This is a genomic window from Caulobacter sp. FV1ye13L (genome assembly GCF_058681155.1).
Window position 1 is genome coordinate 2,010,943 of record NZ_CM178732.1, and the last position, 26,631, is coordinate 2,037,573.

Genomic DNA, 26,631 nt, shown 5'->3' on the forward strand with positions numbered 1-26,631 from the left:
TAAGCATAATTTCCAAGGGCCGCGACATGTTGGACAGCTCCCCCATTCTGGCCACGGCCACTGAAGGCGGCCTCCCGGTCCACCCGCTGTTCGAGGCCGAGCTCGAAGCCTTCCTGGCGGCGCGCCGGCCGTCGGCCAGGGTCCTGGCCGCCCAGGCCCAGTTCAAGGCCAAGGCCGGTCAGGTGCTGGTCCTGTCCGGGCCCGGCGGTCAGGTCGAACGCGTGCTGATGGGGCTGGGGACCCGCGCCGCCGTTGATCCGGGCCTGTTCCGGTCTCTGGCCGCCAAGCTGCCGGCCGGGGACTATCGTCTGGCCCGCCTGCCGCGCGGCCTGGACGCCCAGGAGGCGACTCTGGCCTTCGCCCTGGGGCTCTATCGCTTTGATCGCTATCGCAAGCGGTCTGGTGAAGCCGGGCCTCGCCTGGTCGCCCCCAAGGGCGTCGACATCGAGGCGGTCATCGCGATCAGCCAAGCCTGCGCCCTGGCCAAGGACATGGTCAATACGCCGGCCAACGACATGGGCCCGCTGCAGATCGAGACCATCGCCCGCGAGATTGCCGCGCAGCACGGCGCAACCCTGTCGGTCATCGTCGGCGACGATCTGCTGGCCCAGAACTATCCCGCCGTGCACGCCGTGGGCCGCGCCGCCGCGCCGCATCGCGCCCCGCGCATTCTGGAAATGAGCTGGGGCGACCCGGCCCATCCGGTGGTCGCCCTGGTCGGCAAGGGCGTGGTGTTCGACAGCGGCGGTCTGGACATCAAGCCCTCATCGGGCATGCGGCTGATGAAGAAGGACATGGGCGGCGCGGCCCACGCCCTGGCCCTGGCGCGGATGGTGATGGGCGCCAGACTGCCGGTGCGGCTGGTGGTGCTGACCCCGGTGGTCGAGAACGCCATCAGCGGCGACGCCATGCGCCCCGGCGACGTGCTGCAGACCCGCGCCGGTCTCACCGTCGAGGTGGGCAACACAGACGCCGAGGGCCGCCTGATCCTGGCCGACGCCCTGGCCCGCGCCGCCGAGCACAAGCCCGCCCTGACCCTGGACCTAGCCACCCTGACCGGGGCGGCGCGCGTGGCCCTTGGGCCGTTCGTGATCCCGTTCTGGACGCCCGACGACCGGCTGGCGGGACAGATCGAGACGGCCTCGAAGGCGACGGCCGATCTGTTGTGGCGCATGCCCCTGACCGAGGCCTATGGCGAGTCGATCGAGAGCGAGATCGCCGATCTGCAGAACGACTCCGCCGCCTGGGCCCAGGCCGGGGCGACGACGGCGGCCCTGTTCCTGCAGCGGTTCGCGCCAACCGGTGAGGGCATCGGGCCTTGGGCCCATTTCGACCTCTATGCCTGGAACCCCAAGAGCCGGCCGGGCTATCCCGGCGGCGGCGAGGCCCAGGCGATCCGGGCGCTGTTTTCGATGCTCAAGACCCGGTTCCCGGCGTGAGCCCGCCTGACCGTCGCCTGACTCTGATCCGCGACGGCCTGGCCGATGTGCGGCTGGAGGGCGTGGTCTCCGCCGAGCGCTTCGCCGCCGCCGCGCCGATGCAGGCCAGCGCCCCGATCGCCTCGATACGCAAGGCGCCGGCCCCCGACGCCGAGCAGGAAGACCAGCTGGCCTTTGGCGAGCGCTTCGACGTGCTGTTCGAGGTCGACGGTTTCGCCTTCGGCCAGGCCCGCCGCGACGGCTATGTGGGCTATGTCACCAGCGACGCCCTGTCGGCGCCCGTCCTGGCGCCCACCCATCGGGTGTCGGCGATCCGCACCTATGGCTTCAGTGAGCCCGACATCAAGTCGGCCATTGTCGGCCTCTACAGCCTCAATGCCCTGGTGACGGTCGAGGCGCGCGAGGGGCGCTTTGTCCGGGGCGCTCGCTCGGGCTGGTTCATCGAGGCGCATCTGACGCCGGTCGGCAGGGGCGAGAGTGACTATGTCGCCGTCGCCCAGCGGTTCCTGGGCGCGCCCTATCAGTGGGGCGGACGCGAGTCGCTCGGTCTGGACTGCTCGGCCCTGATCCAGCAGTCGCTGGCGGCCTGCAACCGCGCCTGCCCGCGCGACACCGACCTGCAACGCGGCTTCTTCCCGGAAATCGACGCCTCGGAGCGTCGTCGCGGGGACCTGGTGTTCTGGAAGGGCCACGTGGCGATCCTGCTGGACCCCGACACCATCCTTCACGCCAACGCCCACCACATGGCCACGGCCATCGAGCCCCTGGCCCAGGCCATAGCCCGCATCGAGGCCGCCGGCGTCGGCGCGCCGCTGGGCTACCGCCGGGTCTGAGCGGTTTGATGCTCCCCCTCTGGGGGAGCTGTCACGGAGTGACTGAGGGGGTCTTCACGGCCGACGTCGCGTTGCCCCCTCCGACCCTTCGGGCCACCTCCCCCGGGAGGGGAGGATCTTCGGTCGGAAAACGAAAAAGGGCCGCGAAGCGAACTTCGCGGCCCTTGATCTTGTCTCGACGAAACGTCCGCTACGGAGCGGCAGGCGCCGCAGCCGGAGCGGCGGGCGCGCCAGCGGCGGCTGCGCCGGCTTCCGGGGCCGTCGCCGGAGCGCCTTCGGCCGGAGCCGCGGGAGCAGCAGCCTCGGCCGGCTTGGGCGCCGGCACCGGCAGGGTCGAACCCAGGCTGTGCAGATAGGCGATGATCGCCACTCGGTCTTCCGGCTTCTTCAGGCCGACGAAGCTCATATTGGTGCCCGAGACGTACTTTCCGGGTGCCTTCAGGAACTCGTACATGTGGTCATAGTCCCACACCGGGTTCTTGGCGCCGAATTCCTTCATCGCGCCGGAATAGGCGTAGCCGGCGTGCGAACCGGGCTGGTGGCCCAGAATGCCGTACAGGCCGGGACCGATGCCATTAGCGCCGCCAGCCTCTACCTTGTGACAGGCAGCGCATTTGGCGGCGACGGCCTGACCGGCGGCGATATTGGCCGGCAGCAGCAGGGCGGTGCCCCAGTCGGGCGCGACCTCGACAGCGGCGGCGCCGCCGCCGGTCGACTCTTCGACCGCGATTTCGTAACCGGCCTTTTCGAGGTCGTGCTTCTGGAACATGACGGTCGATGCTTCACGCAGACCGAAAATAACGAGGCCGGTCAGCAGCACGCCGCCAGCAATCTTGTTGAACGTCAGGTCGCTCATCTCAGCCTTGTCAGCCTCTTACCGGCCCGCCTGAGGCGGGGCCCAAACCCGCGGCGAGGAATCCCCCGCGCGCGCCTCTTATTGCGCTCGCGTCTCTTACACGCTACCGCCCCTCGCGCAACCGGGCAGCAGCGATATTGACCTCATGAACCCTATCGTCCTGATCCCCGCCCGCATGGCGGCGACCCGCCTGCCGAACAAGCCGCTGGCCGATATCGGCGGGTTGCCGATGATTGTCCGCGTTCTGAACCAGGCGCTCAAGGCCAATATCGGCCCGGTGGCCGTGGCTGCGGGCGATATCGAGATCGTCGAGGCCGTGCGTGCGGCAGGTGGTCGCGCCGTGCTGACCGACCCGGATCTGCCCTCGGGGTCTGATCGCATCCTCGCCGCCCTGGCTGAACTTGATCCCCATTTCGAGCACGACGTGGTCATCAATCTGCAGGGCGACATGCCGTTCGTCGATCCGTCGGTGCTGTCGGCCTGCGCCGGCCTGCTGGAAGACTTCGGCGATTGCGACATCGCCACCGTCGTGGCGGCCGAGGCCTCGCCGGCCGACCGGACCAATCCCGACGTGGTGAAAGCCATCCTGGCCATGGAGGACGACGGCAAGAGCGGCCGCGCCCTCTATTTCACCCGCTCCACCCTCTATGGCGACGGCCCCGTCTGGCGCCATATCGGCATCTATGGCTATCGCCGCGAGGCGCTGGAGGCGTTCAACGCCGCGTCGCCCTCGCCGCTGGAAAAGCGCGAGAAGCTCGAGCAGCTGCGGGCCATGGAGCTGGGCATGACGATCCGCGCCGCCGTCGCCCTTGAAGCGCCGATCTCCGTTGATAATCCCTCTGATCTCGAAGCCGCGCGTCTGCAGGCCGGAAAACAAGCATGAGCATCCTCAAGAAGATCGCCTTCCAGGGCGAACCCGGCGCCAACAGCCATGAGGCCTGCCGCACCTATTTTCCGGACTATGAGGCCTATCCCTGCGCCACCTTCCAGGAGGCGTTCGAGGCCATCAAGACCGGCGTCTGCGAGCTGGGCATGATCCCGATCGAGAACTCGATCGCCGGCCGCGTCGCCGACGTGCACCACCTGCTGCCGGCCTCGGGCCTGAAGATCATCGGCGAGCGCTTCAAGCCGATCCGTTTCCAGCTGATGGCCAACAGGGGCGTCAAGCTGGAGGACATCAAGGTCGTGGCCTCGATGCCGATCGCTCTGGCCCAGTGCCGCAACAGCCTGCGCAAGCTGGGTGTGGCCACCGAAGGCGCGGGCGACACCGCCGGCGCCGCCAAGGCCTTGGCCCTGAAGCCCGACCCGACCCGCGGCGCCGTGGCCCCGGCCCTGGCCGCCGAGATCTATGGCCTGGACATCCTGGCCAGCGACATCGAGGACGAGCGCCACAACACCACCCGCTTCCTGGTGATGACGGCCGAGACGACCCCGACCCCGCCGGCCTTCACCCATCGCTGCGTGACCAGCTTCGTGTTCAAGGTCAGGAATCTGCCGGCCGCGCTCTACAAGGCCATGGGCGGGTTCGCGACCAACGGCGTCAACATGACCAAGCTGGAAAGCTACATGGAAGACGGCGCCTTCACGGCCACCTTCTTCTACGCCGAGGTCGACGGCCGCCCGGAAGACCGGTCGTTGGCCCTGGCCTTCGACGAGCTGAAGTTCTTCTCGGACAAGTTCGAGATCCTGGGCGTCTATCCGGCCGATCCGTTCCGGGACCGGACGTAGGCGCTAGATCCTCCCCTTTTGGGGGAGGTGGCCCAGCGGGCCGGAGGGGGCAGCGCGGCCTAGGTCCAGCTATCCCCCTCAGTCGCTCCGCGACAGCTCCCCCAGAGGGGGAGCATCTTTCCCACACGGCAAGCTTCGCAGTAACGCCGTTCTTCGCCTAAGCTCCCCGCACAAACAAAACGTCCGGGGAGGGACGCTCCATGAATACGATGATCGCGCCGGTTATGGCGCTGGTGGCCTGGTCGCTGGTGATCTGGCTTTGGATGTATATCCGCCGCATTCCGGCGATGGCCAAGGCGGGCGTCAAGCCGCAGGACGCGGCCTTTCCGGGCTCGCTGGACGTGCTGCCGGCCGGGGCTCGCCAGGCGGCCGATAACTACAACCACCTGATGGAACAGCCGACCATCTTCTACGCCGCCGCCCTGGCGATCGCGGTGGCCGGGCATGGCGACGATCTGGCGATGAAGCTGGCCTGGGCCTATGTGGGCCTGCGGGTGCTGCACAGCCTGGTTCAGGTGACGGTGAACGTCGTGAACCTGCGGTTCCTGCTGTTTGCGACCTCGACGATTACCCTGGCGGTGATGGTCGTGCGGGAGCTGATGAAGATCTGGGGCTAACGCAGTCCACTTATAATCTTGTCATCCCCGCAGCAGCGTAGCGGAGAGCCGGGACCCAGGAGCCGCCGCATTGCGGTTGCCCCCGGGTCCCGGACAGCCTCTGCGCGGCTTCCGGGATGACAAGAATTTTGGCTATTTGAAGCGCTTCAAACCGCGTCCAGTCCGATATCCAGCACCGGCGCCGAGTGGGTCAGGGCCCCGACGCTGATCACGTCGACGCCGGTCTCGGCGATGGCCCGCACGGTGGTGAGGTTGACCCCGCCCGACGCCTCCAGCACCGCCCGGCCCTTGGCGAGAGCCACGGCCGTCCGCAGGTCGTCGAGGCTGAAATTGTCCAGCATCACAACGTCCGGGCCGTGCTTCAGCGCGTCTTCCAGTTGGTTTAGGCCGTCGACCTCGACCTCGACCTTGACCAGATGCCCGGCGAAAGCCCGCGCCCGGCGGACGGCTTCGCCGACCCCGCCGCAGGCGGCGACGTGGTTGTCCTTGATCAGGATGGCGTCATCCAGGCCAAAGCGGTGATTGATCCCGCCGCCGCAGCGCACGGCGTATTTCTCAAGCGCCCGCAGGCCCGGCGTGGTTTTGCGGGTGTCGACGATGGTCGCGCCCGTGCCCTCGACCAGACGTACATAGGAGCGGGTCAGGGTGGCGATGCCCGACAGCCGGCCCAGCAGGTTCAGCCCGGTCCGCTCGGCCGCCAGTACGGCGCGTGCATTGCCCTCGGCACGGGCCAACACCGTGCCCGGCGCGCCGTCGGCGCCGTCGGGGGTGACGATCTCGAAGCTCGCCGTCGGGTCCATCGCCGCCAGGGCCAGGCGCGCGCAGGACAGGCCCGCGACGCGGCCGTCCTGGCGGGCGGCGAACGCCACCGACAGCCGGGCGTCGGCGTCGATACAGGCCTGAGCGGTGATGTCGCCGGCCCTGCCGAGATCCTCGGCTAGGGCGAGTTCGATGATCGGGCGAACAAGGAGGTCGGGGAGGGGGGAAAGCGTCAAAACAACTCCGACAGCGGAATACTGATCTGCGGGGCGAACAGCGGCGAGACGGTCGCGTCGCCTTCCAGGATGGTCGTCAAAGCCCAGGTCCCATCCGGTTGGGGTTCTCGAAAGACACTGACCTTGCGGGCTTTGGGCTCCACGACCCAGTACTCCGGTATGCCAGCTTGAGCGTAGAGGCGACTCTTGACCGTTAGGTCGCTGCCGCGCGTGGCGACCGAAATCTCCACCACCAACACCGACTGCTTGGCCTGGGCGTATTTTTCGCCCTCGGACTTCCGCATCACGAAGACGTCCGGCAGCGGCGCACTATGCCGACCGATCCGCAAGGTGGCGTTGACGATGACCTTGAGGGCTGGTCGTGGCGAGAGCGCGCGCAAGGCGTTTTCGATTGCGAACACAACGTCGGCATTGGCGCCGCCATGATCGATCGAAGCCGGGGCCATCTGGATGATCTTCCCTTCGATCAGTTCGACCCGCCCCTGGACGCCGGAGAACACACCAGCTTGGTCCATCAGTTCAAACTGTTCGAAGTCGAACAGGAACTCGCTGTCGCCGCGTTCTTCGAAACCCGCGTTCATCGTCGTCATGATCGCATCTCCGTTCCCGAAACGTACCCCTACTCCGCCGCGTATCGCAAGCCGGGCTCGCGTCCGTCGAGGGTGACGAAAGTCCGGATGCCGGCAGGGTCGGTGGCGGGGAAGTCGGCGCGGCTGTGGCCGCCACGGCTTTCGTGGCGGCCCAAGGCTGACGTCACGATCAGCCGTGCGGCGGCCAGGATCGGACCTCGGCCATAAGCGGCTTCCAGAGCCTCGATCACGCCGAGCAGCCGGGTCAGGCCCCCAGCGTCGCGGATCACGCCGGCGTCGCGGCTCATGGCCTTGCGCAGGGTCTGCAGAGCATCGGCGGGCAGGTCGGGCGTCGGGTCCAGCGCGACGGGCTGGCCGGCTGCATGAAGCTCTTTCGCCGCCGCGCGACCGGCGCGGGCGCCGAACACGGCGGCTTCCAGCAGGCTGTTGGAGGCCAGGCGGTTGGCGCCGTGCACGCCGGTGGCGGCGCACTCGCCGGCGGCGTAAAGGCCGGGCAGGGAGGTCTGGCCGTCCAGATCGGTGGCCACGCCGCCCATGTGATAGTGCACGGCCGGAACCACCGGGATCATGGCGCGGCGCGGATCGACGCCGCCGCTCATGCAGGCTTCGAACACGGCCGGGAATTCCTTGGGGAAGTGGCCGCCGACCACGACCGTGGCGTCGAGGAAGGCGCCTCGGCCGGCCTCTCGCTCGGCGTGGATGGCGCGGGCCACCACGTCACGCGGGGCCAGTTCCCGGGCCGGGTGATAGTCGGCCATGAAGGCGCGGGCGTCTGCATTGCGCAGGATCGCGCCTTCGCCGCGCAGGGCCTCGGTGGCCAGTGGAGCGGGGTCGCGGCCAATGTCGATGGCCGTGGGGTGGAACTGGACAAACTCGGCATCGGCGATCACCGCGCCGGCGAGCGCCGCCAGGCCCAGGCCTTCACCGCGCACTTCGGCGGGCGTGGTGGTGACCGCATAGAGGCCGCCGACGCCGCCGGTCGCCAGGATCACCGAGGGGCTCAGAATCTCGACCAGTTCGCCATCGACCTCGGCGAGCACACCCACGACGCGCCCGGTCGCGTCCTGCAGCAGCCGGCGGGCGCGGGCCTTTTCGCGCACCTCGATGGCGGGCGCGGCGCGGACGGCGGTGATGACGGCGGCCATGATCGCCGCGCCGGCCCCGTCGCCGCCCACGCGGGCGACGCGGGCCTTGGAGTGCGCCGCTTCCAGGCTGAGTGTGAAATCGCCGTCCTTCGTGTCAAACGGCGCGCCCAGCGCGGCCAGGGCGCGGACGGCGTCCGGTCCTTCGCGGGTCAGCAGGTCGACGGCCTCGAGGTCGCACAGACCGGCGCCGGCGGCGGCCGTATCAGCCGCGTGCAGCGCCGGGGTGTCGTCAGCCGACAGGGCCGCAGCCATGCCGCCCTGCGCCCAGGCGCTGGAGCAGCCGGTCGCCAGCGGCGCCGGCGACAGCACCATCGCGCGCTTCGCTGCGAGGGCGGCGGTCAGGCCCGCGAGGCCGGCCCCGAGGATCACGGGACCGTCGAAGATCACACGGTCGGTCATCTCAAACTCCACAACCCGTCCGGTTCAAACGGACTAGATCAGCTCCACGTCCACGTGATGGCGAGCCTTCACGAGGTCGTAGCGGGCGGGGATCAGCGGCGGGGGCAGGTCGATCATCCGCTGCACGGCCAGGCGTGCGGCCGAGGCGATGGCGGGATCCACCGTCACCTCGTAGCGGTCGAACACCAGGGCGTCGTAGATGTTCTGCAGGGTGATCCGCTTCATGTGCGGGCACAGGTTGCAGGGCTTGATGAAGTCGGTGTCGGGCGCGTCGGCCTCGACATTGCCGGCCATCGAGCACTCGGTGATCAGGATCACCTGTTTCGGCCTCCGCTGGATGACATAGTCGTTCATCGCGGCGGTCGAGCCGGCGAAGTCGGACTCTTCCAGGATCTCGGCCGGGCACTCGGGGTGGGCCAGGATTTCGGCGCCGGGATAGCTTTCGCGCAGGTCCAGGATGTCCTGGCGGGTAAAGCGCTCATGCACCTCGCAGCGGCCCTGCCAGGCGATGATCTTGACGTCGGTCTGGCGGGCCAAGTTGCGGGCCAGGAACTCGTCGGGGATCAGGATGACCTTGTCGGTGCCCCACTCGCGCGCCGCCCACTCGACCACCTGCACCGCGTTGGCGCTGGTGCAGCAGATGTCGGTTTCCGCCTTCACGTCGGCGGTGGTGTTGACATAGGTGACCACCGGCACGCCCGGATAGCGGGCCTTGATCATCCGCACATCGGCGCCGGTGATCGAGGACGCCAGCGAGCAGCCGGCCAGCAGGTCGGGGATCAGCACGCGCTTGTCGGGCGCCAGCACCTTGCTGGTCTCGGCCATGAAGTGCACGCCGGCCTGGACGATCACCGCCGCGTCGCACTTGGCGGCCTCGCGGGCCAGGGCCAGGCTGTCGCCGACGAAATCGCCCACGCCGTGGAAGATCTCGGTGGTCATGTAGTTGTGGGCCAGAATGACCGCGTTTTTCTCGCGCTTCAGCCGGTTGATCTCGGCGATCAGGGGCGCGTGCAGCCGCCACTCCATCGGAGTGACGTGGTTCTTCACCTTGTCCCAGATCTTCGAGGTCTGAGCCTCGACGTCAGGGGTAAAGTCCAGCGCGGCAAAACCGTCGGCCATCAGATTCTCCGTTATGCTCAAACTGAGCATTTCCAGGGTCTCAAAAAACGCCGGAGCAGGGTGAACCGTTCCGACGCTCGGCTTATGCTGAAATTGAGCATAAGTGACGAAACGACATATAGACCTTTGTGATGGGAATGCAAAGGGGCGTGTTGCTGGGGCGTCCCGGCCCCTAACGCCTCAACCCGCCCGCGCCTCGGTCAGCACCCTGGCCAGGCTGTCCAGCGAGAACGGCTTGCTCAGGAACGGCCAGGCGCCGGCTTGGGCGCGGCCCTGTTCGCCGCCGGTATAGCCAGAGCACAGCACCACCGGCAGGCCGGGGCGAGCCGTCGCCAGGTGCTCGGCCAGATCCACGCCGCTGCGGCCGCCGGGCATGATCACGTCGCTGAGCACCAGATCGATGGCGGCGTCTTGCTCAAGGCGCTCCAGCGCTTCGTCCACGCCGCCGGCGCGGATCACCGTATGACCCAGTTCCTGGAGCATGGCTTCGACCAGTTCGGCCACCTCGGAGTCGTCCTCGACCAGCAGCACGCGCGACGGGACCTGTCCGGCCACAGGGTCGATGACGGTTCCGCCGACGGTCAGGTCGGCCGCCTCGGCGATGGGCAGCAGCATGGCCACGGTCGTGCCCTGGCCTGGCCGGGTCTCGATATCCACCGAGCCGCCGCTCTGGCGGGCGAAGCCATAGACCTGCGACAGGCCCAGGCCCGTACCTTCGCCGGGCGGCTTGGTGGTGAAGAAGGGTTCGATGGCCCGGGCTGCGGTCGCGGCGTCCATGCCGGAGCCGGTGTCGCGCACCGCGACGCGCAGATACTGGCCCGGGCCAACGTCGCCGACCGCCTGGGTCAGGGTGACGGGCCGCGTCTCTATGGTCACCTCGCCGCCGGCCGGGGTCGCGTCGCGGGCGTTGACCACCAGGTTCAGCAGCGCCGCCTCGAACTGGCCGGAATCGACCAGGGCGTTGCGCACGCCGCCGCCCAGCCGCAGGTGGAAGCCGTAGGCGTCGCCCAGGGCGCGGCGCAGCAGGCCCTCGCTCTCGGCGATCAGGCGGTCGATCGGGCAGGCCTCGGGGCGCAGCGGCTGGCGGCGGGCGAAAGCCAGCAGGTGCTGGGTCAGCTTCTCGCCGCGCTTTGCGGCGGCCATGGCGGCGGCGATCATCCGCTGGCGCCGGGCCAGGTCGTCCGGATTGCGGTCCACCACGTCCAGCGCGCCGATGATCACGGTCAGCAGGTTGTTGAAGTCATGGGCCACCCCGCCGGTCAGCTGGCCGATGGCCTCCAGCTTTTGCGACTGGAACAGGGCGGCCTGGGCGGCGTCGCGCTCGGCCACGGCGGCCTGCACCCGCTCGGCCAGCAGTTCATTGACCCCCGCCAGATCCGCCTCGGCCTGCTTGGCGTCAGTGATGTCGAAGGCGATGCCGATGAAGCCGTCGAAGCCGCCGCCCGGGTTGAGCCGTGGCTGGGAGAACGACTTGAGCCAGCGCATCTGGCCATCGGCGCGGCGATAGCGACCTTCGAGCGAGAACGGCTTGCGTGAGCCCTCGCCGGCGATCTGGCCCTTGAGGATGCCGGGCAGGTCGCGCGGATCCAGTCGGGTACGCCAGTCCAGGTGGAGGGCCGTCTCGTAGTCGATTCCGGCGAAGTCCGCATAGGCCTTGTTGACGAACTCGCGCTGGCCGTCGACCCGCGACATCCACATCAGGGCCGGCGCGCTGTCGGCGAGGCTACGGAACCGCGCTTCGCTCTCGCGCAGGCGTTCATCGTCGCGGCGGCGGCTGGTGACATCGAAGTTCAGGCCCAGCATCTGGACCGAGCGGCCTGCCGCGTTTTGAAGCACCTCGCCGCGGGCATGAATCCAGCGCTCGCCCTGGCTCAGATCCGCCAGACGAAACTCGACCTCACACGGGCCGCCCTGGCGCACCGAGGCGCGGATACTGTCGCGGACCATCTGGCGATCGTCGGGATGGAATGCCGCGTTCATGCGCTGCCAGTCGATTGGCTCATCCAGCGGCAGGCCCAGGTTTCGCCGCGCACTGGCCGAAAGGTGCAGGCTATCGGTCACGATATCCCATTCCCAGGGCCCGACGCTGGCGGCTGTCTGGACGAGTTCCAGCCGAACCTGCGCGTCTTGCCGCTCGCGGCGCGCCTGGGCCAGGCTGAGCATGGCTCCGCGCAGCGCCTCGGCGACGACCAGGGTGATCGCGGCCGAGATCAGGAAGATCACCATGCTGGCGATCTCGTCCTCCGACAGGGTTTCGCCGTAGCGGCCTCCCCACAGCCACCAGCCGAAGGCCGCGCCGCTGATGATGGGCGCCAGGCCCCACCGCCAGCCGGCATAGAGGGCGACCAGCACGATGGCCGGGAAGAAGGGCTGGGTCGCCCCGAGTCCGCCACTCAGGCCCAGAAGCGCAATCCGCATCAGGACGGCCGCCGAGACCGCGATCAGCGCCGCCACGGCGCAATGCCAGGCGGGCGGTGGAACGGGAGGGATCAGCCACGCGCTAATGAGACCGTGAAGCCGTTCACGGTCTCTGACGATCGGTGATGATGCGGGGTGACCCACCTTTGTCGCTCTCCGCCCAAACAGGGCTTGCCAAGACCATGGACGAGCTTACCTAGGACACGCAACACGGGAGATCACGATGGCTGTCGCGCCCAATACCGGACTGTCTGCAGAGCAACGCTCCGAGATCGCCGCCGGACTGAACAGGGTGCTGGCTGACAGCTATGCGCTCTATCTCAAGACGCACGGCTATCACTGGAACGTCCGGGGCCCCAACTTCCAGTCCCTGCACGTATTGCTGGAAGGTCAGTATACCGAGGAATGGACGGCGCTGGACGCCATCGCCGAGCGTATTCGCGCTCTGGGCGAGCTGGCGCCGCAGGGCTATGCCGCCTTCGGCAATCTTTCCAGCATCAAGGACGGCGATCCCCAACAGGATTGGGAAGGCATGTTCGCCGAGCTGAAAAAGGACAACGAGACGGTGATCGCCACCCTGCGCGCTGCTTTCCCGGCGGCGGATGAGGCCAGTGACGAAGCCACCGCCGACCTGCTGACCCAGCGCCTGCAGGCTCACGAGAAACACGCCTGGATGATCCGCGCGACCCTGGGCGGCAAATAGCCGCCTCGTGCTCGCGCCGGTTTCCAAGCGTCTAGTCAGGGCCGCCCTGGGGCTTTTGCTGCTGGGCGGCCTTTCCGCGTGCGCCACCTATTACGTGCCGCGCGGCTATGGTCGCGAAGCCGGCGTGGCGCGGATCACGCGCGGTTTTTCCGACGCGGCCCTGGCCCGCTATGTCGCCAATATGGACCCGGCCATGCTGACCCTGGCGCGTCGGCATGATCCGCGACCGCACACCAACTACTGGGGCCGGGTCGAGGGCTGGGAGCGGCTGGATCTAGCCTCGATCCCGCGCTTTTCAGACGTCACGCCCGACTTCGACACTGCCCGCCTGATCAATTCCCTGCGCCTGGCCGCGCCGCTCGAGATCGAGGCGGCCCGACCCTTCGTGCTGAAGGCCTCGGGCGAGGACCGCACCAAGGCCCTGCGCTGCCTGGCCCAGGCGGTCTATTTCGAGTCCGCCTTCGAGCCCCTGGCCGGCCAGGAAGCCGTGGCCCAGACGGTGCTGAACCGCATGCGCCACCCCGGCTATCCCAAGACCGTGTGCGGCGTGATCTATGAAGGCGCGGCCCGCGCCACAGGCTGCCAGTTCAGCTTCACCTGCGACGGCTCCCTGGCGCGTGAGCCCAATCCGGTGTTGTGGGCGACGGCCGAGTCGGTGGCCCGCCGCGCCCTGAACGGCTTCGTGATGAAGGATGTCGGCGTCGCCACCCACTATCACGCCAGCTATGTCGCGCCCTATTGGGCCCCGACCCTGGTCAAGCTGCGCCAGGTGGGCCAGCACATCTTCTATCGCTGGACCGGACCTTCAGGCACGCTGGCGGCGTTCCGCGGCAAGTATCGCGGCGGCGAGGACGTCACCGCCGACATCCTGCTGGCCGGCGACGACCGCACCCTGGAAGCCGCGCCCGCCGAGGCCCTGGCCGCCGGGTCGGTGGTCAACGCCCAGGTCCTGGCTCAGGCCCAGGCGGCGGGTCTGGTGCCCACCACCCTGGCCCCGGGGGCCCATCTGGTCATGACCCCTGACGCCAGCGCCCCCGGTGGCGAGCGCCTGCGCCTGGAAGGCACGGTCGCCGGTCGCCGCATCCCGACGCCCGAAGAGATCGCCGAGATCAACCGCGCGCTGGACAGATTGCCCGAGGTGGCGGCCGAGAAGCCGGCGGTGGTCGAGGCCCCCAAACCCCCGCCGCCGCCGCCCAAGCCGAAACCGCGGCCGCCGAGCCTGTTCACGCCGCTGAACTAGCGGCGGGAGTACCTACGCGATCGCCCTCCACGCCTTCACAGGGGTGGACCTGAGGGCGCGCTACGGCCAGGATTTGACGCGAGCAGTTGCCCGCCTTCGGGAGAATAAGGCGATTGCCATCAAGTTTCTTGCTGAGGATAGCTGAGCGTATCCATGCAAAAATGCATATCACTTAGGCAATTTGAGGCCATGGGTCTTTGCGACCAGTCTGAATAGAAGGGCCAAACAGGCCTTGAATCAGGAACCAACTCGCATGACCGTCGCCGACAAGATCAAGCTTGCCCCTTTGCGCCGGTCTGTCGTGTTCGGAGTGACCATGCTGGCCCTGGCCCTGGCCCTGGCCGTGTCAGCAGAGGCCGGCGCCAAGCCCCGGCCGAGAAAGATCGGCTTTTCCGTGCAAGTGATGACCACCGGACTGACGAAAACCACGGTCGCCAGGATCGTCGTCAATCAGGTCCAGGGGGACTCCCAGGCCATGGATGCGGGTGTCGCGGTCGGGGACGAGTTGGTCAGGATCGACAGCACGGACGTCCCTGGCAACAGCGTCTTCAAGCTCAAGAAGCATATGGGCTTCGAGCCGGGTGTGCCCAAGACCGTGACCTTCAGGCGCAAGACTGGCGCACAATTCGAGGCTGTCTTCGTTCGCGCCGCCGGGCTTTGATTGGTCTTCTGTGATGTCGGTCGTGGGGCCTGATTGGAGCGCTTTCGCCGTGGACCTGATGCGCGACGCCCCGCCCGCCTCAGACCGCAAACGCCTTGGCGTAAGTCACCGCCACCGGAGCCTCCAGCGCGCCATCGACCAGCGCCAACGCCATGAAGTGCGGCCCCGAGAACGGTCCGGTCACCTTCAGCGCGGCCTCTGACGCGTAGCCGACGCGGGTGTAGTAGCCCTCGTCCCCCAGCACGACCGCCGCCTCGATCCCGGCCTTGCGGCACAGCTCGTGAGCGACCTGCATCAGCAGCGTGCCGACGCCGTCCTTCTGGCGATCCGGCGTGACCGACAGTGGGGCAAGGGCGGCGAAGCGCCGGCCGGTGTCGGTGGTGAGCGGGCTGAACAGGATGTGGCCGACGATGAAATCATCATCTTCCGCCACCAGTTCGACCAGAGCGTCGCCGTCGGCGCGCAGGGCGTCGACCAGATCGGCTTCGTCAGGCTGGCCGAAGGCTGCGGCGACGACCGCGCGGATTTCGGCCGCGTCGGCCGCCGTGGCTTCGCGGATCAGCATCACCAGACGCCGATCTTCTCGGCCTCGGCGTGGCTGATGGGGTGATGGTCGCGGACGTGGTCTTCCTCGGCCAGGAAGCGCACGGCCTCCAGGGCGGCCATGCAGCCCATGCCGGCCGCCGTGACGGCCTGGCGATATATGTCGTCGGTGACGTCGCCCGCCGCATAGACGCCGGGTACCGCGGTCGAGGTCGTGCCGGGCTTGACGGTCAGATAGCCGTTGGCGTGGGTTTCCAACTGACCCTTGAACAGTTCTGATGACGGGGCGTGGCCGATGGCGATGAACACGCCGTCGCATTTCAGCTCGCTCAGGTCGCCGGTGACCACGTTCTTCAGGCGCACGCCGGTGACACCCATCGGATTGGTGTCGCCGACGATCTCGTCGATGGCGCTGTTCCAGGCGATTTCGATCTTGGGGTGGGCCAGCAGGCGCTCCTGCAGGATCTTCTCGGCCCGCAGTTCTTCCTTGCGGTGCACGAGCGTGACCTTGCTGGCGAAGCTGGTCAGGAACAGGGCCTCCTCGACGGCCGTATTGCCGCCGCCGACCACCACGACCTCCTTGTTGCGGTAGAAGAAGCCGTCGCAGGTGGCGCAGGCGCTGACGCCAAAGCCCTGGAACCGGCTCTCGCTCTCCAGGCCCAGCCACTTGGCCTGGGCGCCGGTGGCGATGATCACCGTCTCGGCCAGCCAGTCCTGGCCGCTGTCGGTGGTGATGTGGAAAGGCCGCTTGGACAGGTCGGCGGTCAGCACGATGTCGTTGACGAACTCGGTGCCCACGTGCTCGGCCTGGGCCTTCATCTGATCCATCAGCCACGGGCCCTGGATCACATCAGCGAAGCCCGGATAGTTCTCGACATCGGTGGTGATGGTCAGCTGGCCGCCCGGCTGGATACCGGAGATCAGCACGGGCTTGAGCAGGGCGCGCGCGGCATAGATGGCGGCCGTGTAGCCGGCGGGACCTGAACCGATGATCAGGCAGCGGGTGGTGCGGGGGGCGGGGGAGGTCGACATGGGCGATATCTAGTAGCGATTCCACATCGGCGCTATATTGCGGGCATGAACTCGTTGCTGGAACGCATCACGATTGAGCCCGGCAAGGTCGGAGGGCGTCCCTGCATCCGGGGTTTGCGGGTGCGCGTGCAGGACGTTCTGGAGATGCTGGCCGCCGGCATGACGAGCGCCGAGGTTCTGGCTGAGTACCCCTATCTTGAAGCAGACGACATCCTGGCCGCGCTGGCCTATGCAGCGGCGGCCGTCGCCGATACGGCCGTCGTCGCCGCTTGAAGTTCCTGATCGACCAGGCCTGTCCCGATCTTGAGACTGCCCTGGCGACGAACGTGACTGTAATCGAGGTGGGACGATGAAGGGTGGCTTGGGTCTGGGGATCGGCTTGGGCGCCGCGTTGGGGGCGGCGCTGGGCGTGGCTTTTGACAATCTGGCGATGGGCGTCGCTATCGGGGTCGCCATCGGCGCCGGTTCAGGCGTGGCGATGATGGCGTCCGGCCAGGCCAGGGAAAAGGACAAGAAGAGGGGTGACGGCGGCGATGGCGGCGGGGTCCACATCGGCTCCTCATCAAAAGGGTCGAAGTCAGACGACGCCGATGATTCCAGCGATGGGGACGGCGGCGGAGACGGCGGAGGTGGCGGCGATTGACGCCTCGTCCACCTTTCCCGGGTTAAACTGGCGGAAACCATGTTTGCCCGGACCGCGCCATGACCGCTTCCCCCTTCATCGAGATCGCTGGCCGCAAAATCGGCGCGGACTTCTCGCCCTATGTGATCTGTGAGCTGTCGGGCAACCACAACGGCAGCCTTGAGCGCTGCCTGACCATGGTGGACGCCGCCGCCGCGACCGGCTGCGATGCGATCAAGATCCAGACCTACACCGCCGACACCATCACGCTGGATGTCGACCGGCCCGAGTTCAAGATCCACGGCGGGCTGTGGGACGGGCGCACCCTGTACGAACTCTACGAAGAGGCCCACACGCCGTTCGAATGGCACGCGGCGATCTTCGAGCGCGCCAAACAGCGCGGCGTAACCATCTTCTCCAGCCCGTTCGACGATACGGCGGTTGATCTGCTCGACAGCCTGGGCGCGCCGGCCTTCAAGATCGCCTCGTTCGAGGCCGTCGACATTCCGCTGATCCAGTATGCCGCCAGCAAGGGCAAGCCGCTGATCATCTCGACCGGCATGGCCAACCTGCAGGAGATGCAGACCGCGCTCGACGCCGCCCTGGGGGCCGGAGCTGACGGCGTGCTGCTGCTGCACTGCGTCTCCAGCTATCCGGCCACCTTCGCCGACGCCAATGTGCGGACGGTCGCCGACATGGCCGCTCGTTTCGGCTGCCCGGTCGGCCTGTCGGACCACACGCCGGGCACGGCGGCCTCGGTGGCGGCGGTCGCAGTCGGCGCCTGTGCGGTAGAAAAGCACTTCACCCTGGCCCGCGCCGACGGCGGCCCTGACGCGGCCTTCAGCCTGGAGCCCTCTGAGTTCAAGGCCCTGGTCGACGATACCAAGAACGCCTGGGCCTCGCTGGGCCGCGCCCACTACGACACCCTGGGCTCGGAGGCGACGTCCTTGCTCTTCCGCCGCTCGCTCTATGTCACCGCTGATGTGAAGGCCGGCGAGCCGCTGACCAAGGCCAATGTTCGTTCGGTCCGCCCCGGCAATGGCCTGCCGCCCGCCGATCTCGACAAGGTGCTGGCCGGCAAGGCGTCGCGCGACCTGACCCGCGGCGAGCCGCTGGACTGGTCGATGGTGGGTTAGGCTACCCCGCCGGCAAAAGCCCCAGCCGCTTGCCGATGATCCTGTCCAGCGTCCGCTTGGGCAGGACGCCGGTCATGAATACCTGGAAAGGGTCGGGCGAGACCACGTAGCGGGTCTTGGGTGTCGGGGTGGTCAGGGCCGTGTGCACGGTTTCGCCGATCTTTTCCGGCGGCAGGCCAGACTTGCCCATCGACAGCATGAAGGCCTTCATGCCGGCCAGGGCAGGGGCGTAGATCGTGTTGTCATAGCGGGTGACATCGACACTGTCGGCCTTGTCCCAGATCGGGGTAGCCACCGCGCCCGGCGCGACAATCACCACGTCGACCCCGAAGGGCAAAAGCTCACGGCGCAGCGATTCCGACAGGCCCTCGAGACCGAACTTGGAGGTGCAATAGGGGCCCATGAACGGGTTGGCGTTCTTGCCGCCGACCGAAGAGATGTTGACGATCCGGCCGGGCGTGCTCACAGGGGCGCCGCCGGCCCCCAGCAGCGGGGCAAAGGCCTGGGTGGCGATGACGACGCCGGTCAGATTGACGTCAAGCTGCTGGCGAAACTCCTCGACCGGGAGGTGCAGCAGGGGGCCGGCTATGGCTATGCCGGCATTATTGACCAGACCCGCCAGGGTGGCCCCGTCCAGAGCGGCCTCGACCTTGCGCGCGGCGGCGGTGACAGCGGCCTCATCGGTGACGTCGAAGATCAGCGGCGTAAAGCCCGATCCGAACTCGGCCTGCAGCCGGTCGGCGTCGGCCTGTTTGCGCACGCTGCCAAAGACGTGGAACCCCTTGGCGGTCAGCACCTTGGTGATGGCCCAGCCGATGCCGGTGGAAACGCCGGTGACGACGACGGACTTGGCCTGAGTCATGCGAGTTTTCTCCCCTGTTGGAGGGAAGATGGGACATGTGCAGGGTGATATCCAGAGGGCGTCAGGGCGTGGGCGAAAGCAGGGCCGCCATCCCGTCCCACCCCAAGTTCATAAGCGCGTCGACAAAGCCCATGAACGGCACGAACGGGCCATGGCCCTGCGGATAGTCGACCTGAACAAAGCTCTGGAATCGCGCTGGAAAGCCCGCCGCCGCGAACACGCCGTCTTCTTCCATATAGTCGGCCGAACCCATCGGCGAGACATAGGCCGTGGCCCCGACGGCCTGGCAGATGGCCAGCAGGTGCTCGGACCGCGCACCCGCCGCCGCCAGCTCAGAGGCCCGCACGAAGCGCGGCGACAGACCCATCTGTTGGGCGGCGGCTACCGCCATGCCGCAGGTCAGGTCGGCCAGCCTGCCGCCCGGATGCAGCGCCAACTGCTGGGAGACGAAGGTCCAGCCCTCGGCAAAGGCGGGCCTCTTGCCATAGGCGTGGCGGATGGCGGCCAGATGCTTGTCGCGCCAGCCCTGGCTGTCGTCGATCTCGATGGCGCAGATCGGCGTGTCGCGGTCGTGCTTTTTCACCGGCACGGTCAGCATCAGCTCGCCATTGGCCGTGAGGATGCGGTTGCGCGACTGCCAGGAGCGGCGGGCGAACTGCACGTCGTCCAGGAAGACGAACACGTCGCTGGCCGCCATCAGCTGGAAATAGCCCAGATAGGGCAGATAGGTCGGCTGCATGATCGCCGCCGTGGTCATCAGGCTCATCCGGCCTTCGCGACCATGGGCGCCAGGGCGGGCGCACCCTCGCGGGCCGCCAGCAGGGCCGCATTGACTTCCGCCAGCTTGGCGGCCTTGGCATAGGGCTCCCAGGCGCCGGGGATGAAGCTCGCGCCGAACCGGTCGGCCAGCGTGCCGCGCAGGGCCTTGAGGCCGTCGATGGCGGCCTGCGTGTGATAGATCCAGCGGGGCTGGACGTCGGTATGCAGCAGGGCGCCGACCTTCAGCGACCCTAAGCCCGACATCAGGACCCGCATCTCGGTGGGCAGTTTGGCGAGATCGGCCTCGCGCACGCACTCGGCCACAGCCAGCTTTTGCCCGCCGCTCTCGTACAGATAGACGCGGAAGGCCGCGCCCTGGGCAGTGAAGTTCTGGACATAGACCGGGCACGGCCCGTCGAAGTCCACCTCAAAGACATAGGTTGCGAAGCTCTTCTTGAGCAGGGTGGGCGTGGCCAGACCCAGCGGCTTGAACAGCGGCGTGGGATTGGCGGCCCAGACCACGGTCTCGTCGGCGTCGGGCGCGGCCATAAGGGCGCGGGGCGAGACCAGGGCATTGAGCTCGACCTTCACGCCCAGGTTCAGCAGCGCCTTGTGGCAGGCATCAAACAGGGTGGAAAAGCCGCCGACCGGTAGGGTCGCGGTCAGGTTGGCGGTACGGCCCGACAGGCCGCGCGGGATGGCGTAGAGCTCGTCGGCCCAGGCGTTGGTCGCCTTCAACCGGGCCAGGTCGCTCAGATCGGCGGCGGCCGGAAACACGCGGTTGATGGCCAGCGGGATGGCGGCCTCGCCGTGCACGGTGTCGAGGTCGGTTTCCAGATGCCAGCGGCAATAGGCTTCCAGCTGGGCGGCGATGGGGGCGGGGTAGGCGGCGATGCGGGAGGCCAGGCTGTCGCCGACCGGCCTTCCGATCCTGGTCACGGCGCAGTCGACGGCGGGGCCGCCGAAGTCCCAGGTGAACACTCTGTGGCCGTCGGCGCCCAGGCTGACCGAGCCAAAGCGGTTGTCGAAGGTCTCGAAGCGCGCGCCATGGGCGGTCAGGGCCTCGACGATCGGGTCGCCGGAACCGCCGAAATAGATGCAGCCGTCGCGCATCTCTCTGCCATGCCGGAGCCTGGGCCGCGCCACGCCGCCCAGGGCCTCGAAGCGCTCCTGGATCGTGATGTCGCGCCAGCCCAGGCGATGGGCCTCGAAGGCCGCCAGAATGCCGGTCAGCCCGCCGCCGATGATGCGAATGCGCTCGCTCATGCCACGGCGCCCCAGACGACCAGATCGCTGTTGGGCGCGACGCGCACGCCGTTCTGGATGTTGTCGAACGATACCTTCAGGGCCGTGGGCTCCACCAGGCCCAGCTCCTGGACCAGGCGCTGCACCAGGCCATCAGCGGTATAGAAAAGATTGAACAGACCGGCCTCGCCGGTCTCCGGGGTGTCGAGCCGCCAGCCGTTGGGTTCCTGCTCCACGCCCTTCCCGCAGCGATAGTCGTCGACCAGACGCGTGCGCACGAAGACCTCGGCCCCGGGAGCGAGCCTCTTGCGCGCGGCGGTCAGCACCGCGCTCGCCTGGGCGTCGGTGAGGTAGCAGAGCAGGTTGGGGATCAGCAGCACGTCGATGGGCGTTTCGCCCAGGTCGGGCAGGCCTTGCGACAGGTCGGCGCGGATCAGCTCGACCTTGCCGTCCAGATTGAAGGCGGCGTCGTCGAGGGCGGTTTGCGAATAGTCGACGTCGGTCAGGGCCCAGCCGTAGGCGGCGTAGAGCGACAGATTATTGCCCGTCCCGCCGCCCAGCTCGACCACCCGGCCGGTCCGCTGATGCAGGCCGCGCTTGAAGAAATGCCGGGCGACGAACTCGTCCGGATATTTCAGGCCGCGAATATCGGGCAGGGCGGGCATGGGCGGGGAATCCGGCAACGAGGTTGTCGATGCAGAATCCAGCCCAAGCGCCCAACGTTTGGTTAACGGCCGTTAGGTGATGCAGCGCGGTTTGTCGCAGGCCGCCGGGTTTTTTCCCTTAAGGGGGCCTGGTTCCGCGTCTAGCCGGTGGGCCACTGCGACATGATCGAGGCCGCGTCGAAATAGTCGCGCCAGTAGGTGATCTTGCCGTCATGGACTTCGAACACGCCCGTCACCGGCAGTTCGACCCATTTGTCGGCGAGGCGATGCCGGTCAAGTCGTTCCAGGAACACAAGCGACCCGCTGGCGGACTCGCGCAGGACCCGGAACTCATTCTCCAGGGTCGGCGCGAAGAACGGTTCGAGGAGGCTGCGAATGCCGGCCGGACCATGAACGACCGGCAGAGGCGGCGGATTCACATATTCGCAGTCGTCGGCGACGAGGCTCAGGGCCGTGTCATAGTCCAGCGGCTCCATGGCCTTCATGAACTGGCGAACGATCGCGAGGGGGCTTTGGGCAAGGCTGACCATGATGACGCTCCAGGGTTTGGGTAGCGCGATGGTCACAGGGGTCCTGGACCGCAGCAATAACCTGGCAGGTAATTGAACCACAGCCGCTCCGGGCTCAGCCTACCCCGCCAAGGATAGGGCGGAGGCGCAGATGTCCCAAAAGTTCCACAAGGCCTGGCTGAAGGTCACGGCGCTGATCGTCGGCGCGTTCGGGCCCGTGTTCTTTCTTGGGACCCTGGCGGGCACGCGGGAGCCGGCCAGGCTGACGCTCGATCTCCTCAGCTGGCCGATCGATGGCGCGACGACCTATGGCTCGCCGGACACCGTGTTTCTCTCTGCGCTGACCGGGGGTTTTCTGACGGGCTGGGGGGTACTGATCTGGTGCCTGTCATCGTCGGTCCATGACGCCGCGCCTGAAGGTGTGCGCCGCGCAGTGCTGGCCAGTCTTCTGGCCTGGTTCGTCGTGGACAGCGCCGGGTCCCTGGCGTCCGGCAATCCCTCCAATGCCGGGTTCAACATCCTGGTCCTGTTGCTGGCCGTCGGCCCGCTTTGGCGGGCGGCGAAGGACTAGGGCCTAGGGGCCGGCAATCCGCGCCAGAAACGCGGCGGCCACGCGACAGGCGCCGCCGCCATCGCAGATCCTGGCGCTGGCTGCCGACAGGGCGGCGCGCAGGCCTTCGTCCGCCATCAACCGATCGATCTCGCGTCCGAAAGCGGCGTCGAAATCCGGTGCGCCGACGGTCAGGCATGGACTGGCGCCGGCCGCTTGCAGCGCCGTCGCGGCGGCGATCTGGTTGTCGGCCAGAACCAGGGTCAGGGTCGGCAGGGCCAGGATGCAGCGCTCCCAGCTGGTCGAGCCGCCGGCCCCGACGGCGAGATCGGTCTCCAGGGTCAGGCGGGGCATGTCCTGGGTGTCGATGTGAAGCACGACGCGGGGGTCTCTCATCGCCTGCAGGCGCGGCAGGCTGGGCGCGCCGCCGCCCACCACCACGTCGAGCATGGTGTCGCCCAGCCGGGCCAGCAGCAGGTCCGCCACCCGTCCGGTGACGCCGCCCACATCCGTCAGGCCCAGCGAGACCAGGATGCGTCGTACCGGTCCGCCAGCCGCGCGTCGCGCCAGAGCGGCCTCGCGCAGGGCCGGGAAGGCCGGGCGCACGGGGGCGTAGTTTGGACCCAGCAGCAGGGTCGCGCCCGGCGGCGTCAGGCCGGCATAGTCTTCCGCACGCCGGGCCGGGCCGGCGTCGAGCACCAGATCAGCCTCCAGCGGACGGTTGGCCAGATCGTCGATCACGAGGGTAGGGCGACCCCTTGCCAAGGCGCGGTGGTCGCGGCCTGACAGGCCATAGTGGTCGAAGACCACGGCCTCGAAGGGCTCGGCGGCGACGCTTCGCGGGGTGTCGGGCGCGAAGATGTCCAGCACCGCCTCCACCGCCGGTCGGGCCAGGAAAGCGCAGGTCGCGCCGGCCGCCGTCAGGGCCTGCGCCAGGGTCAGGCTGCGCATGACATGACCGCCGCCCACATCGGGTCCCGCGTCGCAGACAAACAGGATGGCGGGGGCGCGGCTCATCCGCGCCGGTCGCCGCCATAGGTCGCCAGATCCGGCCGCTTGGCGACGAAGGCCTTGATGTCGGCCGACGTGAACGCGCGATTGGCCGGGTAGAGGCGGTCATAGACCGTGGCGACAAAGGCGTAGTCGTCGGGCCGGTCGACCGTCCAGCGGATGGCGTCCTGACCCGGCTGCGCGGGCAACCAGGCGATCTTCCATTGCAGCGGGTTGTTCCAGACATCCCAGGTGACGTGCTCGCGGGCCTCCTGGCTGTCGGCCTGCGCGGCCGCGCGGCGCAGGCCTGCGGCAGTGATCACCTCGACGTCGAGACCCTTGGGAAACGCCGCGCCTTCGGGGCTGTTGCTGGCATAGTCTGCGCCGGTCGACAGATGCAGGTCGATGGTCGCGTCGATCAGCTCGGGATCGGCCAGCGGGCAGTCGGCGGTCAGGCGCACCACGTGGTCGGCGGGATGGGCGTCCAGGGCGCCGACAAAACGCTCCAGAACATTGTCCAAGGGCCCGCGGTGGACGGCGATCCCCTCCTTGCGGACGGCCTCGGCCAGGATGTCATCGCCGGGCTGGTCGCTGGTGGCCACCACCAGCTTGTCGATGCGCCGGGAGCGGGCCACCCGCTCAATCTGCCGCACAATCATCGGCTGGCGCAGGATCGGCATCAGCACCTTGCCCGGCAGGCGGGTGGAGCTCATGCGGGCCTGGAGGACGGCGAGGATCATGGAGCTTGTTTAGCGCGCTCTCCTGCGTCGCCCAACCGCCTTCGTTCTCGCCCTCTTGACGGGTATATCTACCTATATAGAGTTGCTTCATGACCGCCATCATCCGACGCCTTTCGCCCCAGACGATCGCCGTGCTTGAAGCGCTGAGCGCCGCGCCAGATGCGTGGCTTTACGGGCTGGAGATCGCCGCCGAGACTGGCCTGAAATCGGGCAGCCTCTATCCGATCCTCGTGCGGCTTCACGACAGGGGCCTCTTGGAGAGCCAGTGGCTGGAGCCCGAGCGGCCGGGTCGGCCCGCCCGTCACGCCTACCGGATGACTGGGGCCGGAAAGGCGGCGCTCCGCGACGCTAGAGCGCGGTCACCTGGCGCTTCGACGAAGCTTTCGACCCAAGGGGCCAGCTGATGGCAATTACTTCATCCATGGCGCGTTGGGCCATGAGCCTTGCCATGCGCGCCGCGCCCCTCGGTCGTCGCGACTTTGCCCGCGCAATGCGCGAGGAGTTTGAGGTTCTGGACGGTGGTCGGCTGGGCTGGGCCTTGGGTTGCCTGACGACCGTGGCGGGTTGGCGCCTGCAGGCGGACGGCCTGTTCTTGGCCGCTTTGGTCGCGGTGGGGCTGGCGCTGGATCAGGTCATGTTCCTGCCCTTCATGGTCTTGCCGAGCGACCTGGTTCACGCAATCGCCTACTACTACTGGCTAGCCTTCCCCGCAGTGGTTTGCGCGATGCTGGCCGCCTGGCGGCCGAGCTATGCCTATGCAGCCGCCCTCATCGTGTGGCTGATCCGCGAGGCGCAGAGCGTGGCGATCCTTGTTTCCATGCTCGCTGGCGATCCTCTCGGCCGCGATTGGCAAATCATGGACGCCCCGCCCATCGTAGGCTGGAGCGCAACGCTGGGCTGGTCCTTGCTGGGCGCTGCGATCGGCGCCCGCATCGGCCGGTGGCGTATGGCCGTGGGTGTCGGAGCCTAGGCGGTTACGAGCCGGACGCGGAACCGCCCTTCGGCGACTTCGGCTTCGCTGGTGCGCGCGGCGCGGCCTTGGCGGCGGCGGGAGCCTTGGCCTTGGGGGCCGGTTTGGGCTTGGCCGCCCGGGTTGCTTCTGCCGGTGCGGCGGCCTTCGCGCGAGGTTTGCGAGCCGGAGCAGGGGAGGTTTCAGGCTTCGGCGCGGTCTCTGCGACGGGCGCGGCCTCGACCGGGACCACTTCTTCCACCGCCGTCTCGCCCCGCATCCGCGCCAGCACTTCGCGGGCTGCGCGGCCGGTTTCATCGACCGGCTCATACGTCCAGCCGTGGAACGCCCCGCCATAGGGGCGCGCCGCGCCCTGGCGTTCCAGTTCCTCATGGAACAGGCGGAACTTCAGGCTGGAGCCTTCCATCTTCAGGATGAACACCGGCTTGCCCGTCGAGGCCGCCTCGGTGGCCATGTTGGTCGAGTCCTCGGTGACGAGGATGTAGTCGGCCGCCGCCAGGAAGGCGAAATAGGGATTGGGGCCTTCGCCGTCCCAGACCATGCCGGGCAGGTGGCGCAGGCGGGCGGTCAGCAGGGCGCGGGCCGGCTCGGGCGTGCGGCGCGAGAAGGTCATCAGCAGGCTGCCGCCATCCTGTTCCAGCGGGATCTGGATCTGGTGGGCCATCTGGGCGGCGCGCTCGACCGGCAGGTCAAAGGCCTTGGACTTGCCGCCCAGCAGCACCGCGACGCGCGGGCGGGGCAGGTCGTCGAGCTGGGCCTTGAACCTTTCATACTCGCTGACCAGCCGCTGGCTGGTGACCCGGTGCGGCGAGCCGGTGATCGACAGGATGTTATCGCCGGTCAAGCGGTCATGCTTGGGCGGGATCACCAGGTCGAACATCTGGGGCGGCACGCGCGGGTCCTGGATCTGGACCACATAGGTCTTGCCGCCCGACCAGCGCTTGGCGCGGATCGACAGGGGCAGGGTGGCGCGGCCGGCGGCGATCCACAGGTCTGGCCATTCATCGGGCGAGCGGCCGCTGATATCGCTTTCCGGGGTCAGCCAGCGGCGCGGGAACCAGTTCAGCCACCAGGGCAGGCGGCCGATGCGGCCGGTCCAGCCGACGCGCTTGATCTCGATGGCAGCCTCGATCCCCTGGATCCGGGCCTCGCGCACGACCGCTTCGGCCAGGCCAACGGCCTGGGCCTCGATGCCGGCGCGGCCGTCCGAGATGGCCCAGATGAGCAGCGGAGGTTTCTTCAAGACGTCATCCCGACGAGCACAG

30 protein-coding genes are annotated in these 26,631 nt (G+C 68.1%); 14 read left to right on the plus strand and 16 right to left on the minus strand.

Going from position 1 to position 26,631, the window contains the following annotated elements; translation table 11 throughout:
• The first annotated feature begins 26 nt into the window (after positions 1–26).
• Positions 27–1,439: a leucyl aminopeptidase family protein gene (locus tag ACW176_RS09655; RefSeq protein WP_492111795.1), complete on the plus strand. Its 1,413-nt coding sequence runs from the start codon at positions 27–29 to the stop codon at positions 1,437–1,439.
• The gene (locus tag ACW176_RS09660) at positions 1,436–2,272 is read left to right on the plus strand and encodes a C40 family peptidase (RefSeq protein WP_492111796.1); all 837 of its coding nucleotides are present in this window, start codon (positions 1,436–1,438) and stop codon (positions 2,270–2,272) included. Before ACW176_RS09655 ends, ACW176_RS09660 begins: the two co-directional genes overlap by 4 nt.
• Positions 2,273–2,462: 190 nt before the next feature.
• Here the strand turns inward: ACW176_RS09660 and ACW176_RS09665 are convergent, their stop codons facing one another.
• Positions 2,463–3,128, minus strand: a complete 666-nt coding sequence (locus tag ACW176_RS09665; RefSeq protein ID WP_492111797.1) for a c-type cytochrome — start codon at positions 3,126–3,128, stop codon at positions 2,463–2,465.
• 145 nt (positions 3,129–3,273) lie between these two features.
• Here ACW176_RS09665 and ACW176_RS09670 point away from each other — a divergent pair, with 145 nt between their 5' ends.
• The 3 genes from ACW176_RS09670 (at position 3,274) to ACW176_RS09680 (ending at position 5,473) form a co-directional block, all read left to right on the plus strand.
• Complete coding sequence (locus ACW176_RS09670) at positions 3,274–4,011, plus strand: 3-deoxy-manno-octulosonate cytidylyltransferase (RefSeq protein WP_492111798.1); 738 nt, start codon at positions 3,274–3,276, stop codon at positions 4,009–4,011.
• Entirely contained in the window at positions 4,008–4,856 is an 849-nt protein-coding gene (locus tag ACW176_RS09675; protein WP_492058180.1) for a prephenate dehydratase, read from the plus strand. Before ACW176_RS09670 ends, ACW176_RS09675 begins: the two co-directional genes overlap by 4 nt.
• A 200-nt stretch (positions 4,857–5,056) precedes the next feature.
• Positions 5,057–5,473: an MAPEG family protein gene (locus ACW176_RS09680; protein ID WP_492111799.1), complete on the plus strand. Its 417-nt coding sequence runs from the start codon at positions 5,057–5,059 to the stop codon at positions 5,471–5,473.
• Between the two features lie 146 nt (positions 5,474–5,619).
• On the opposite strand, the gene nadC is transcribed toward ACW176_RS09680, so the two are convergent.
• From nadC to ACW176_RS09705, 5 genes are all read right to left on the minus strand, one after another.
• Positions 5,620–6,468, minus strand: a complete 849-nt coding sequence (gene nadC / locus ACW176_RS09685) for a carboxylating nicotinate-nucleotide diphosphorylase (RefSeq protein ID WP_492111800.1) — start codon at positions 6,466–6,468, stop codon at positions 5,620–5,622.
• Complete coding sequence (locus ACW176_RS09690; protein ID WP_492111801.1) at positions 6,465–7,058, minus strand: Uma2 family endonuclease; 594 nt, start codon at positions 7,056–7,058, stop codon at positions 6,465–6,467. The genes nadC and ACW176_RS09690 overlap by 4 nt, the downstream gene beginning before the upstream one ends.
• A 29-nt stretch (positions 7,059–7,087) precedes the next feature.
• Positions 7,088–8,602 carry an L-aspartate oxidase gene (locus tag ACW176_RS09695; RefSeq protein WP_492111802.1) on the minus strand — a complete coding sequence of 505 codons (1,515 nt, stop codon included), beginning with the start codon at positions 8,600–8,602 and terminating at the stop codon, positions 7,088–7,090.
• A 33-nt stretch (positions 8,603–8,635) separates the two neighbouring features.
• A complete protein-coding gene (nadA, locus tag ACW176_RS09700; protein ID WP_492111803.1) occupies positions 8,636–9,721 on the minus strand; it encodes a quinolinate synthase NadA in 1,086 nt (361 codons plus the stop codon).
• Between the two features lie 180 nt (positions 9,722–9,901).
• Positions 9,902–12,175 carry a hybrid sensor histidine kinase/response regulator gene (locus ACW176_RS09705; protein WP_492111804.1) on the minus strand — a complete coding sequence of 758 codons (2,274 nt, stop codon included), beginning with the start codon at positions 12,173–12,175 and terminating at the stop codon, positions 9,902–9,904.
• A gap of 187 nt (positions 12,176–12,362) precedes the next feature.
• Between ACW176_RS09705 and ACW176_RS09710 the strand changes: the two genes are divergently transcribed.
• From ACW176_RS09710 to ACW176_RS09720, 3 genes are all read left to right on the plus strand, one after another.
• Positions 12,363–12,842 (plus strand): Dps family protein, encoded by a 480-nt coding sequence (locus ACW176_RS09710; RefSeq protein WP_492111805.1) that lies wholly within the window; start codon positions 12,363–12,365, stop codon positions 12,840–12,842.
• 7 nt (positions 12,843–12,849) lie between these two features.
• Entirely contained in the window at positions 12,850–14,082 is a 1,233-nt protein-coding gene (locus tag ACW176_RS09715; protein WP_492111806.1) for a cell wall hydrolase, read from the plus strand.
• A 253-nt stretch (positions 14,083–14,335) separates the two neighbouring features.
• Positions 14,336–14,743 carry a hypothetical protein gene (locus tag ACW176_RS09720; RefSeq protein WP_492111807.1) on the plus strand — a complete coding sequence of 136 codons (408 nt, stop codon included), beginning with the start codon at positions 14,336–14,338 and terminating at the stop codon, positions 14,741–14,743.
• 79 nt (positions 14,744–14,822) lie between these two features.
• Here the strand turns inward: ACW176_RS09720 and ACW176_RS09725 are convergent, their stop codons facing one another.
• Positions 14,823–15,308, minus strand: a complete 486-nt coding sequence (locus ACW176_RS09725) for a GNAT family N-acetyltransferase (RefSeq protein WP_492111808.1) — start codon at positions 15,306–15,308, stop codon at positions 14,823–14,825.
• Positions 15,308–16,318, minus strand: coding sequence for a thioredoxin-disulfide reductase (trxB, locus tag ACW176_RS09730; protein ID WP_492111809.1), 1,011 nt, complete (start codon positions 16,316–16,318; stop codon positions 15,308–15,310). Before trxB ends, ACW176_RS09725 begins: the two co-directional genes overlap by 1 nt.
• Before the next feature lie 45 nt (positions 16,319–16,363).
• On the opposite strand from trxB, the gene ACW176_RS09735 reads away from it, so the two are divergent.
• The 3 genes from ACW176_RS09735 (at position 16,364) to pseI (ending at position 18,076) form a co-directional block, all read left to right on the plus strand.
• Positions 16,364–16,591, plus strand: coding sequence for a DUF433 domain-containing protein (locus ACW176_RS09735; RefSeq protein WP_492111810.1), 228 nt, complete (start codon positions 16,364–16,366; stop codon positions 16,589–16,591).
• Between the two features lie 76 nt (positions 16,592–16,667).
• Entirely contained in the window at positions 16,668–16,961 is a 294-nt protein-coding gene (locus tag ACW176_RS09740; RefSeq protein WP_492111811.1) for a glycine zipper domain-containing protein, read from the plus strand.
• Positions 16,962–17,020: 59 nt separating this feature from the next.
• On the plus strand, positions 17,021–18,076 hold the full coding sequence (gene pseI / locus ACW176_RS09745; RefSeq protein ID WP_492111812.1) for a pseudaminic acid synthase: 1,056 nt from the start codon (positions 17,021–17,023) through the stop codon (positions 18,074–18,076).
• Position 18,077: 1 nt separating this feature from the next.
• Here pseI and ACW176_RS09750 read toward each other — a convergent pair whose 3' ends face one another.
• The 5 genes from ACW176_RS09750 to ACW176_RS09770 all read right to left on the minus strand — a co-directional run bounded on the left by ACW176_RS09750 (position 18,078) and on the right by ACW176_RS09770 (position 22,137).
• On the minus strand, positions 18,078–18,938 hold the full coding sequence (locus tag ACW176_RS09750; RefSeq protein WP_492111813.1) for an SDR family oxidoreductase: 861 nt from the start codon (positions 18,936–18,938) through the stop codon (positions 18,078–18,080).
• Positions 18,939–18,999: 61 nt separating this feature from the next.
• Positions 19,000–19,704 carry a WbqC family protein gene (locus tag ACW176_RS09755; RefSeq protein WP_492111814.1) on the minus strand — a complete coding sequence of 235 codons (705 nt, stop codon included), beginning with the start codon at positions 19,702–19,704 and terminating at the stop codon, positions 19,000–19,002.
• Entirely contained in the window at positions 19,701–20,963 is a 1,263-nt protein-coding gene (locus tag ACW176_RS09760) for an NAD(P)/FAD-dependent oxidoreductase (RefSeq protein ID WP_492111815.1), read from the minus strand. The genes ACW176_RS09755 and ACW176_RS09760 overlap by 4 nt, the downstream gene beginning before the upstream one ends.
• Positions 20,960–21,607: a class I SAM-dependent methyltransferase gene (locus ACW176_RS09765; protein WP_492111816.1), complete on the minus strand. Its 648-nt coding sequence runs from the start codon at positions 21,605–21,607 to the stop codon at positions 20,960–20,962. Before ACW176_RS09765 ends, ACW176_RS09760 begins: the two co-directional genes overlap by 4 nt.
• A 140-nt stretch (positions 21,608–21,747) precedes the next feature.
• On the minus strand, positions 21,748–22,137 hold the full coding sequence (locus ACW176_RS09770; RefSeq protein ID WP_492111817.1) for a limonene-1,2-epoxide hydrolase family protein: 390 nt from the start codon (positions 22,135–22,137) through the stop codon (positions 21,748–21,750).
• A 130-nt stretch (positions 22,138–22,267) separates the two neighbouring features.
• On the opposite strand from ACW176_RS09770, the gene ACW176_RS09775 reads away from it, so the two are divergent.
• On the plus strand, positions 22,268–22,687 hold the full coding sequence (locus tag ACW176_RS09775) for a hypothetical protein (protein ID WP_492111818.1): 420 nt from the start codon (positions 22,268–22,270) through the stop codon (positions 22,685–22,687).
• A 3-nt stretch (positions 22,688–22,690) separates the two neighbouring features.
• On the opposite strand, the gene pseG is transcribed toward ACW176_RS09775, so the two are convergent.
• Positions 22,691–23,683, minus strand: a complete 993-nt coding sequence (gene pseG, locus ACW176_RS09780) for a UDP-2,4-diacetamido-2,4,6-trideoxy-beta-L-altropyranose hydrolase (protein ID WP_492111819.1) — start codon at positions 23,681–23,683, stop codon at positions 22,691–22,693.
• Positions 23,680–24,396 carry a cytidylyltransferase domain-containing protein gene (locus ACW176_RS09785; RefSeq protein WP_492111820.1) on the minus strand — a complete coding sequence of 239 codons (717 nt, stop codon included), beginning with the start codon at positions 24,394–24,396 and terminating at the stop codon, positions 23,680–23,682. The genes pseG and ACW176_RS09785 overlap by 4 nt, the downstream gene beginning before the upstream one ends.
• Positions 24,397–24,485: 89 nt before the next feature.
• Here ACW176_RS09785 and ACW176_RS09790 point away from each other — a divergent pair, with 89 nt between their 5' ends.
• Together ACW176_RS09790 and ACW176_RS09795 are read left to right on the plus strand one after the other, a co-directional pair.
• Complete coding sequence (locus ACW176_RS09790; RefSeq protein ID WP_492111821.1) at positions 24,486–24,800, plus strand: PadR family transcriptional regulator; 315 nt, start codon at positions 24,486–24,488, stop codon at positions 24,798–24,800.
• A 32-nt stretch (positions 24,801–24,832) separates the two neighbouring features.
• A complete protein-coding gene (locus ACW176_RS09795) occupies positions 24,833–25,366 on the plus strand; it encodes a hypothetical protein (protein WP_492111822.1) in 534 nt (177 codons plus the stop codon).
• Between the two features lie 4 nt (positions 25,367–25,370).
• Here the strand turns inward: ACW176_RS09795 and ACW176_RS09800 are convergent, their stop codons facing one another.
• Positions 25,371–26,609 (minus strand): mitochondrial fission ELM1 family protein, encoded by a 1,239-nt coding sequence (locus ACW176_RS09800; protein ID WP_492111823.1) that lies wholly within the window; start codon positions 26,607–26,609, stop codon positions 25,371–25,373.
• Positions 26,610–26,631: the final 22 nt, after the last annotated feature.

What these genes read in the sequence shown, in the direction of transcription:
- ACW176_RS09655 (WP_492111795.1), top strand. Translation starts at nt 27, where the DNA reads ATGTTGGACAGCTCCCCCATTCTGGCCACGGCCACTGAAGGCGGCCTC.
- ACW176_RS09665 (WP_492111797.1), bottom strand. Translation starts at nt 3,128, where the DNA reads ATGAGCGACCTGACGTTCAACAAGATTGCTGGCGGCGTGCTGCTGACC.
- ACW176_RS09670 (WP_492111798.1), top strand. Translation starts at nt 3,274, where the DNA reads ATGAACCCTATCGTCCTGATCCCCGCCCGCATGGCGGCGACCCGCCTG.
- ACW176_RS09675 (WP_492058180.1), top strand. Translation starts at nt 4,008, where the DNA reads ATGAGCATCCTCAAGAAGATCGCCTTCCAGGGCGAACCCGGCGCCAAC.
- ACW176_RS09680 (WP_492111799.1), top strand. Translation starts at nt 5,057, where the DNA reads ATGAATACGATGATCGCGCCGGTTATGGCGCTGGTGGCCTGGTCGCTG.
- ACW176_RS09690 (WP_492111801.1), bottom strand. Translation starts at nt 7,058, where the DNA reads ATGACGACGATGAACGCGGGTTTCGAAGAACGCGGCGACAGCGAGTTC.
- ACW176_RS09695 (WP_492111802.1), bottom strand. Translation starts at nt 8,602, where the DNA reads ATGACCGACCGTGTGATCTTCGACGGTCCCGTGATCCTCGGGGCCGGC.
- nadA (WP_492111803.1), bottom strand. Translation starts at nt 9,721, where the DNA reads ATGGCCGACGGTTTTGCCGCGCTGGACTTTACCCCTGACGTCGAGGCT.
- ACW176_RS09710 (WP_492111805.1), top strand. Translation starts at nt 12,363, where the DNA reads ATGGCTGTCGCGCCCAATACCGGACTGTCTGCAGAGCAACGCTCCGAG.
- ACW176_RS09720 (WP_492111807.1), top strand. Translation starts at nt 14,336, where the DNA reads ATGACCGTCGCCGACAAGATCAAGCTTGCCCCTTTGCGCCGGTCTGTC.
- ACW176_RS09725 (WP_492111808.1), bottom strand. Translation starts at nt 15,308, where the DNA reads ATGCTGATCCGCGAAGCCACGGCGGCCGACGCGGCCGAAATCCGCGCG.
- trxB (WP_492111809.1), bottom strand. Translation starts at nt 16,318, where the DNA reads ATGTCGACCTCCCCCGCCCCCCGCACCACCCGCTGCCTGATCATCGGT.
- ACW176_RS09735 (WP_492111810.1), top strand. Translation starts at nt 16,364, where the DNA reads ATGAACTCGTTGCTGGAACGCATCACGATTGAGCCCGGCAAGGTCGGA.
- ACW176_RS09740 (WP_492111811.1), top strand. Translation starts at nt 16,668, where the DNA reads ATGAAGGGTGGCTTGGGTCTGGGGATCGGCTTGGGCGCCGCGTTGGGG.
- pseI (WP_492111812.1), top strand. Translation starts at nt 17,021, where the DNA reads ATGACCGCTTCCCCCTTCATCGAGATCGCTGGCCGCAAAATCGGCGCG.
- ACW176_RS09750 (WP_492111813.1), bottom strand. Translation starts at nt 18,938, where the DNA reads ATGACTCAGGCCAAGTCCGTCGTCGTCACCGGCGTTTCCACCGGCATC.
- ACW176_RS09755 (WP_492111814.1), bottom strand. Translation starts at nt 19,704, where the DNA reads ATGAGCCTGATGACCACGGCGGCGATCATGCAGCCGACCTATCTGCCC.
- ACW176_RS09760 (WP_492111815.1), bottom strand. Translation starts at nt 20,963, where the DNA reads ATGAGCGAGCGCATTCGCATCATCGGCGGCGGGCTGACCGGCATTCTG.
- ACW176_RS09765 (WP_492111816.1), bottom strand. Translation starts at nt 21,607, where the DNA reads ATGCCCGCCCTGCCCGATATTCGCGGCCTGAAATATCCGGACGAGTTC.
- ACW176_RS09770 (WP_492111817.1), bottom strand. Translation starts at nt 22,137, where the DNA reads ATGGTCAGCCTTGCCCAAAGCCCCCTCGCGATCGTTCGCCAGTTCATG.
- ACW176_RS09775 (WP_492111818.1), top strand. Translation starts at nt 22,268, where the DNA reads ATGTCCCAAAAGTTCCACAAGGCCTGGCTGAAGGTCACGGCGCTGATC.
- pseG (WP_492111819.1), bottom strand. Translation starts at nt 23,683, where the DNA reads ATGAGCCGCGCCCCCGCCATCCTGTTTGTCTGCGACGCGGGACCCGAT.
- ACW176_RS09785 (WP_492111820.1), bottom strand. Translation starts at nt 24,396, where the DNA reads ATGATCCTCGCCGTCCTCCAGGCCCGCATGAGCTCCACCCGCCTGCCG.
- ACW176_RS09790 (WP_492111821.1), top strand. Translation starts at nt 24,486, where the DNA reads ATGACCGCCATCATCCGACGCCTTTCGCCCCAGACGATCGCCGTGCTT.
- ACW176_RS09795 (WP_492111822.1), top strand. Translation starts at nt 24,833, where the DNA reads ATGAGCCTTGCCATGCGCGCCGCGCCCCTCGGTCGTCGCGACTTTGCC.